This window comes from Cytobacillus firmus (assembly GCF_023715565.1).
Taxonomy (GTDB): Bacteria; Bacillota; Bacilli; order Bacillales; family Cytobacillaceae; genus Cytobacillus; species Cytobacillus firmus_C.
Genome location: NZ_JAMBOJ010000021.1, coordinates 65,605 through 72,723 on the forward strand (window position 1 = coordinate 65,605; position 7,119 = coordinate 72,723).

Genomic DNA, 7,119 nt, shown 5'->3' on the forward strand with positions numbered 1-7,119 from the left:
TCTTCAGACTCTTCACTAAAAATAAAGAAGCCAGCAGCAATTCAATTGCCGCTGGCTTTTAGCTTCCGGTGCAATTCATTATTATTCCAGGTTTCTTAAATATTCCACTGCATCATCAAAAGTATCCACCGGAACGATTTTCATATCGGTCTTAATATCTCTGGCTGTTGCAGCAGCTGCATTGTAATTGGAGTCTTCTGCACCATTTTCATTAGGCGCAAGGAAAATTTCTGCTCCCGCCTTGTCTGCTGCTACGATTTTCTGCTCGATCCCGCCAATTCTTCCGACTGTCCCTTCGGAATTGATTGTTCCGGTACCGGCTATTTTATAGCCTCCCGTCAAATCTTCTTTTATTAGCTGATTGTAAATTTCAAGAGAAAACATCAGTCCGGCGGAAGGGCCGCCAATTGCTTCACTGTCAATATTCACAGCCGGTTCCACCTTTATTTCTTTGTCGTCAACAAGAGTGATCCCCACGCCAGGCTTTCCTGTTTCCTCAAGTGTTTTTAAAGGAATCGAGGTTTCGATCGTTTTATCTTGCCGTTCAAAAGTTAGCGTAATTTTACTGCCCTCCTGCTTATTGGAGACAGCACTGATAAATTCCTCAGAAGATTCGAATTCCCTGCCGTCCACTTTAAAGATGCGGTCACCTGCCTGAAGTTTTCCGTCAGCAGGCATATCAGGCCGTACATTTAGGACATATACGCCATTATAAAGATAGTGAATGGGCAGGCCGGCTTTTTTATAGGCCGTTTCAATAGCAGCCAGTTTGGAAGTTGCCATCATATGAAGCTGCCTTACATTATACTCTTCATCTGTTTCATTCTCAGCCCGTATTTCTTCCACAGGATACAATTCCTGATACTTGCTGAATTTGGCAGCCATATATGCATATATATTCGCCCGGCCCATTCTTACGGTAGTCAGCATGAAGCTTCCTTGTTCTTCATAACCGTTTTCCACCTCAATAATCGGTTCAAGTTCTTTTGCCATACCTGGCTTTGATACATAATAAGGCAGATAATAAAACGAACTGGCCACCAGGATAACTGCCAAAATTAAGAAGGAACGGGTATAAAATTTGCTTCTCATGAATCAGGATGCTCCTTCCATTTAGTTATGTAATGATGAATACTGTCAATATGCTTTTTTGCTTCTTCTTCGCCAATTTTGATGATTTCTTCAATATTTGTAAATGCGCGGGAGCTATACATTTCCACCCTGGGTCTAATCATAAAATCAGAAGCAATTTCCCGGTGACTGACAAGCTCCATCTGCATGATATCCAGACTTTGCATGATTACGTCGTAGATTGAAGTGATTTCCGCATGTGCCTTAACATGTGAAACATCGATAGCGATAACGATATCAGCTCCCATTTCTTTAACAACTGACACAGGAACCCTGTCCACTACCCCTCCGTCCACTAGAAGTCGGCCATTTAATTTTTCAGGAACAAATATACCCGGGATGGATATGCTTGCCCGCACAGCATCAGAAATAGGGCCGCTTTTAAAAATAATTTTTTCACCAGTCATTAAATCTGTTGCGACCACATTAACAGGAATATCGAGGTCCTCGAGGTTTTTTCCATGAGTGAATATGCGGATCAGTTCCTTTACTCGTTTCCCAGCCACAAAGCCCATTTTGGGAACTGTAAAATCTAAATAATACTTTCTTTTAAATGCTTTGGAAAGCTTATATAACCGATCAACATCCAGCCCCGCCCCATAAAAGCAGCCAACCATGGCACCCATGCTGCTGCCGGCAATATAATCAATCGGTATCCCGGCTTCCTTCATGACCTTAATCGCACCCAGGTGGGCGAATCCCCGAGCTCCTCCCGAACCAAGTGCCAAACCTATTTTCGGACGCCGCAAAAGACTCCCCCCTTATATGCCACTGGCTGATTCGTACTTAAAGTTATTCTATTCTTTTTATTTCCAAAAGAAGCATACACTAAAAATTTTCAGCTAAAAATTCACCTATGCCTGTACTTAATTCTATGGTCTATTTTAAAGTTCTATGAGTATATTGAGTTATATGGGGACAAGACTTAACAGCACAACCTTTATCACTGCATACCTTTGTTCCGGATCAAACAAACAAAAAGGCACGAGAAAAATATAGATGCAAATGCTTCTTTATTTTACCATTGTTTAAATTCATTTCACAGTCAGTACAACTTGAGGGAGGCTTGTCCGTGTTTCGTTCCAAATTAAAAACGGTTACTCTTGCACTATCTGTAACCTTAATGGCCATCTCATTAATTTCATTTCCCCAAGAATCGGTTGATGCATCCATCAGGGGTTTGGATATGTGGTGGGAAATTGTCTTCCCTTCATTGCTGCCTTTCTTTATAGTTTCAGAAATGCTGATCGGCTTTGGTGTAGTTAAATTCATTGGAGTACTTCTTGAACCTTTGATGAGGCCTCTTTTCAGAGTTCCTGGAGTTGGCGGGTTTGTCTGGGCAATGGGGATGGCTTCAGGCTATCCGGCAGGAGCAAAACTGACCGCAAGGCTGCGGCAAGAGGGACAGCTCTCTAAAACAGAAGCAGAGCGCCTAGTTTCCTTTACTAATTGTTCAAATCCTTTGTTTATATTCGGTGCCGTATCGGTTGGTTTTTTTAATAACGCTAAGCTTGGTGTAATATTGGCCCTGGCACATTATCTAGGCAATATTACCGTCGGTTTATTAATGAGGTTCTATGGGAAAGGGTCCCAGCAAACTTCACATGATGGAAGGAAGTCAAATCCATCACTGCGGGCAGCCTTATCAGCTCTTCATCGGACAAGAATAAAGGATAACCGTCCGATTGGAAAGCTTCTCGGAGATGCAGTCATGTCATCCATCCAGACACTTTTGATGATTGGCGGATTTATCATTTTATTCTCAGTGATTAACAAACTCCTATTTCACATTGGAATCACGGCATTCCTTGCAAAAGGCATAGAAGCTGTGTTGTCTATATTCAGCCTGCCACCTGAATTAAGCATCCCGTTCATCTCAGGTTTGTTTGAAATAACACTTGGCAGCCAGATGACAAGCCAGGTTCAGCAGGCAACATTAATGCATCAGGTCATCATTGTCAGTTTTATACTCGCTTTCAGCGGATTCAGCGTACAGGCTCAAGTGGCGAGCATCCTGGCACAAACTGATATTAACTTCAAGCCTTTCTTTTTCGCAAGAATTGTTCATGGCTTTGCCGCTTCATTTTATGCATTCATTCTTTGGCAGCCAATTTATGAACACTATTACAATACAGAACAGCCGTCCAATGCCATTCCGGTCGGTCTTTTTGAAAAATACTCGTTGCTCGGTAAATTAATGGAAGGATTCATCTCATCCGGTCCGATTATAACTATACTTGCACTTTCAGTTTATACATTAATGCTCGCCAGGCGGTTGGATAGGAATTAACAGCAAAACGGGTACCTATCAGGCACCCGTTATATTAAACCCCATACAGTCAGCAGGTAAGGATAACTCCGCTGATTTATTATTGGAACTTGTCTTTCAGAGCTTGTTCTACAATGTCAGGAACTAGTTCAGATATATCCCCGCTATATTTTGCTACTTCTTTCACAATGCTTGAGCTTAAAAACGAATATTGATTGTTCGTCATAATAAAAAAGGTTTCCACTTCATCATTTAAGACCCTGTTCATGGATGTGATCTGCATTTCATATTCAAAATCAGAAACTGCACGAAGGCCCCGAATAACTGCATTTGCATTTACAGATTTTGCATAATCCATCAACAGCCCCTGAAAAGAGTCAACTTTTACATTATTAAGATCCTTCGTAACTTCTTTTATCAGATGAATCCTTTCTTCAACATTAAAAAGAGGGTTTTTTGAAGAATTATTCAACACAACCACATAAACCTGTTCAAATACCTTTGCCGCTCTCTTAATAATATCCAGATGACCATAAGTAATTGGATCAAAGCTGCCTGGACAAACCGCGATGCCTCCCATTGTTATCCCCCTGTCACATTCTTGTTATGTATATTTTCCATTAGCTCTCTAAGTATGTATTATTCAGCCCGACTGTAGATAGAGATAGAAATTACCCCGTAATTTTCATGCTTCTTTTGAACCAGTCCACCAACATTTTCAGGGAGCTCCACATCTGATCCATGTTCGCATAAAATTGTTCCATGATCCGAAAGAAGGTTATTCTCATCAATGACCTTAAGAAGGTTATGAAGCTGCTGTTTTCGGTATGGCGGATCGAGAAATATATAATCAAAAGTCAAATCTCTTTTTAGAATTGCCTTGAGTGCACGATCCGCATCATTTCGATATATTTCTGCCTTTTCTTCAAAATCACAATTTCGAATATTTTCATGGATGGTCTGAATGGCCTTTCCGTCCCTATCCACAAAAATAACCTTGTCAGCTCCTCTGCTCAGAGCTTCAATGCCAAGGCCTCCGCTGCCCGCAAATAGATCAAGCCCCTGGCCACCGTTAAAATAAGGCCCAATTATATTAAAAATAGCTTCTTTTACTTTATCAGTAGTCGGACGGGTTGAGCTGCCCGGAACAGCTTTTAATAACTTTCCTTTCCTAGTTCCCGATACCACTCGCATACGATCACCACTAACCTGCAATATTCAATTTTCCACACTTTCGAAATGAAAAACTGTTTTTTTCTATCCTATCCTACCATATCTTACAATTTGTAGCCAACCGGCAAATTGTAAGCGAAATTATCAGCAGGAAAAAAATATAACAGTATGTGTATATCCATAATGATTGTGGAAATAATGTAATTAACAGCATCTATTTAAGGATGTTGTTGCCAACCGCGGAGAAGACTTACGTTTCCCCATAAGTTCTTCCTCCGGTTTCTCCTCTCCCTTTGCCTTCTATCCTGAAAAGGATATAGAAGGACCCTGCAGTTAACTGCAGGGCTTTTTATTTTGTTTTGTAAAATTCTGTCATGGGGTCAGAAGAATCCCGCTTTCTCTTTCTTCAGCAGTCACTCCAAAAAGTGCTTTAAACCATTGGATTTCCATCCATATTGTTCCGTTTTGCCTGGTAAATGGATCCATAAGCAATCCATAATCTTCTTCATTATAGATAAAAATATTTTTATTCAAATAAAACCGATAACTGTTCTTCCCTTTTGACACAAGCATCGTTTCCTCACCAGAAAGGACCTTTACTTCATATCCTAATGCCTGCATAGCGGCTGTAAATGGAAGAAAAACCTTCTCATCCTTATATACTAAATGAATGCTCTCCTTCTCATCACCAGACACCCATAGCTTTTTTTCTTCCTGAAAGTACAGCGGGACAAGCGGTGATTTGTTTTTGATATTCATCGTGAAAAATTGTGTATGAATACCTTTAACATTACCTAAAAGCTTGTCCAGCTTCTCTGCATCCAGAGAATCCGACTGGAATACATTAATAAGATAATTTTTTAGCTCATTTTCGGTCAGCTCTCCCTGCAATTCCTTCAAGACTATACTGCCTTTCTTTGAGCCGGGTTTTAAATCCATTAATCCTGATGTCAATGCATCAGTAATCCAGTCTGGAGATCCATCTGCAAATTTTCTCTGAAGCTGAAAAGCTATGAGCTTTCTTTCCAGCTGGTCGGCCATAACTTGTGGAGATGTAATCAGGATATGCTCATCCATATATTCTGGAAAGCGATCGGTAAGGATAACCGACATAAATGGAAAATTTCCGATGTTATTCAGTTTATTAAAATCCAAGCTGGCTGCCAGAATATCGGCTGTGTATGCATCTGTATTGTTTATAGCCTTCTTCAAAAGCGGTTCCTCTTGCCAATAAAGTGAGGGGACGTTTCCGTAGCCCTCGAAATAATAATAATCGATATGATCTAGTTTCTTCTGTGTATTAAGTCTAATCCCCGCTGCCCATGTTCCCTCTCTTTTGAAAGAGTCTGAAATTGATATGGACAAGCCCTCAGCCTTTATTCCGGGGATTTTAACAAACCAATCAGTTAACAGGAATGCTTTTTTCTTTTCATTAATCGGTACAGTATACTCAAATATCATCTTATCATCTGCGGAAAAAAATGTATAAGGACTTTCGTCTGCTGAATCACAGATTTTTCCGGTTCCAGTTTTGCAGTTCCATTTAAATAGAGTGTCGGGAATATCCAGCCTATACTCTTTTCGGGCCTCAAGCCCGTATAACTTTTGAGAGATTTTTAGTTCTTTCTGATGCGTTTCGACTGTGATTTCCTGTGTAATCGCCTCGGAACTGTTCATGGCAATCGCACGCTCGGAATAAGTGTGCCACTGCCACAGTACCATACCTGAAATAATTCCAGACAAAAGTAAAAAAATTAATAAAGATGCCTTCCACATTGCTTTGCCCTCTTAGTCCTTTTTCTTTTAACCTAACAATACCAAAGGGAAGGTCATCAGTCACATTAATTTTTATATATTTTATGATTTTTTTCCATTCTATTTATATACTTAAAATGATAAAGTATGGATGGACAAATAGCATTTAATATGTGAATTCGATGAGTCTTAAGGAGGTTCTAATTTTGATACAGCGTTTTATAGAAATTGGCGAGGGATACTCAGATATTTATGAATTAATTGAAATTGCGCGGGCAAACAATCATCGCTTGTCCCACATGGCTGCATTCCATACGAACGTCAATAATAGAGAAATGACATCCCTGGCAGTTATATTAAAGCCGACTGACCCGGGAGAATTTCAGCCATTATATATTTGCCGTGAAGGGATCCCGAATCCAAACTCAGTGCCGAATAAAAGGTATGATTTATTCGAGAATGCTGCGAAAGAGCTGAATAAAGAAATTATTCAGCTGATAGTAAAGCCCTCAGCTATTTTTAATGAAAAGGAATTATATTATCAATATTTGATAGGGATATTAAGACTTAATCATTTTATTGCACCGCTGCATTAAATGAGAAATAGGCATGAGCTTTTGCTCACGCCTCAGTTTGTAGACAAAAGGGGTTCGGAATAGTCTCTTTCCGGACCTCTTTTTTGAATTTTATTGGCTTTGAAGCATTTTCAGATGATGATAGACCTCTCCGAGGTCATCTTCTAGGCCATTTCTGGACCTTGCCAAGTCCAGTTGGCCATTTTTTTCAAATTC

7 protein-coding genes are annotated in these 7,119 nt (G+C 40.1%); 2 read left to right on the plus strand and 5 right to left on the minus strand.

The window, feature by feature from the left end; all coding sequences use genetic code 11:
• Positions 1-81 precede the first annotated feature (81 nt).
• Entirely contained in the window at positions 82-1,092 is a 1,011-nt protein-coding gene (locus tag M3205_RS10530) for a SepM family pheromone-processing serine protease (RefSeq protein WP_251169864.1), read from the minus strand.
• Entirely contained in the window at positions 1,089-1,880 is a 792-nt protein-coding gene (locus tag M3205_RS10535; RefSeq protein WP_251169865.1) for a patatin-like phospholipase family protein, read from the minus strand. Before M3205_RS10535 ends, M3205_RS10530 begins: the two co-directional genes overlap by 4 nt.
• 323 nt (positions 1,881-2,203) lie before the next feature.
• Between M3205_RS10535 and ylbJ the strand changes: the two genes are divergently transcribed.
• Positions 2,204-3,421 carry a sporulation integral membrane protein YlbJ gene (gene ylbJ / locus M3205_RS10540; RefSeq protein WP_311315722.1) on the plus strand — a complete coding sequence of 406 codons (1,218 nt, stop codon included), beginning with the start codon at positions 2,204-2,206 and terminating at the stop codon, positions 3,419-3,421.
• Positions 3,422-3,500: 79 nt separating this feature from the next.
• Here ylbJ and coaD read toward each other — a convergent pair whose 3' ends face one another.
• The 3 genes from coaD to M3205_RS10555 form a co-directional block, all read right to left on the minus strand.
• Positions 3,501-3,980: a pantetheine-phosphate adenylyltransferase gene (gene coaD, locus M3205_RS10545; RefSeq protein ID WP_251169866.1), complete on the minus strand. Its 480-nt coding sequence runs from the start codon at positions 3,978-3,980 to the stop codon at positions 3,501-3,503.
• Positions 3,981-4,039: 59 nt separating this feature from the next.
• On the minus strand, positions 4,040-4,594 hold the full coding sequence (gene rsmD, locus M3205_RS10550) for a 16S rRNA (guanine(966)-N(2))-methyltransferase RsmD (RefSeq protein ID WP_251169867.1): 555 nt from the start codon (positions 4,592-4,594) through the stop codon (positions 4,040-4,042).
• Positions 4,595-4,945: 351 nt separating this feature from the next.
• Positions 4,946-6,316: a stalk domain-containing protein gene (locus M3205_RS10555; protein WP_251169868.1), complete on the minus strand. Its 1,371-nt coding sequence runs from the start codon at positions 6,314-6,316 to the stop codon at positions 4,946-4,948.
• A gap of 218 nt (positions 6,317-6,534) precedes the next feature.
• Between M3205_RS10555 and M3205_RS10560 the strand changes: the two genes are divergently transcribed.
• A complete protein-coding gene (locus M3205_RS10560; protein ID WP_251169869.1) occupies positions 6,535-6,924 on the plus strand; it encodes a DUF7147 family protein in 390 nt (129 codons plus the stop codon).
• Positions 6,925-7,119: the final 195 nt, after the last annotated feature.

Coding starts and splice junctions, on each gene's coding strand:
- M3205_RS10530 (WP_251169864.1), bottom strand. CDS start 1,092: ATGAGAAGCAAATTTTATACCCGTTCCTTCTTAATTTTGGCAGTTATC.
- rsmD (WP_251169867.1), bottom strand. CDS start 4,594: ATGCGAGTGGTATCGGGAACTAGGAAAGGAAAGTTATTAAAAGCTGTT.
- coaD (WP_251169866.1), bottom strand. CDS start 3,980: ATGGGAGGCATCGCGGTTTGTCCAGGCAGCTTTGATCCAATTACTTAT.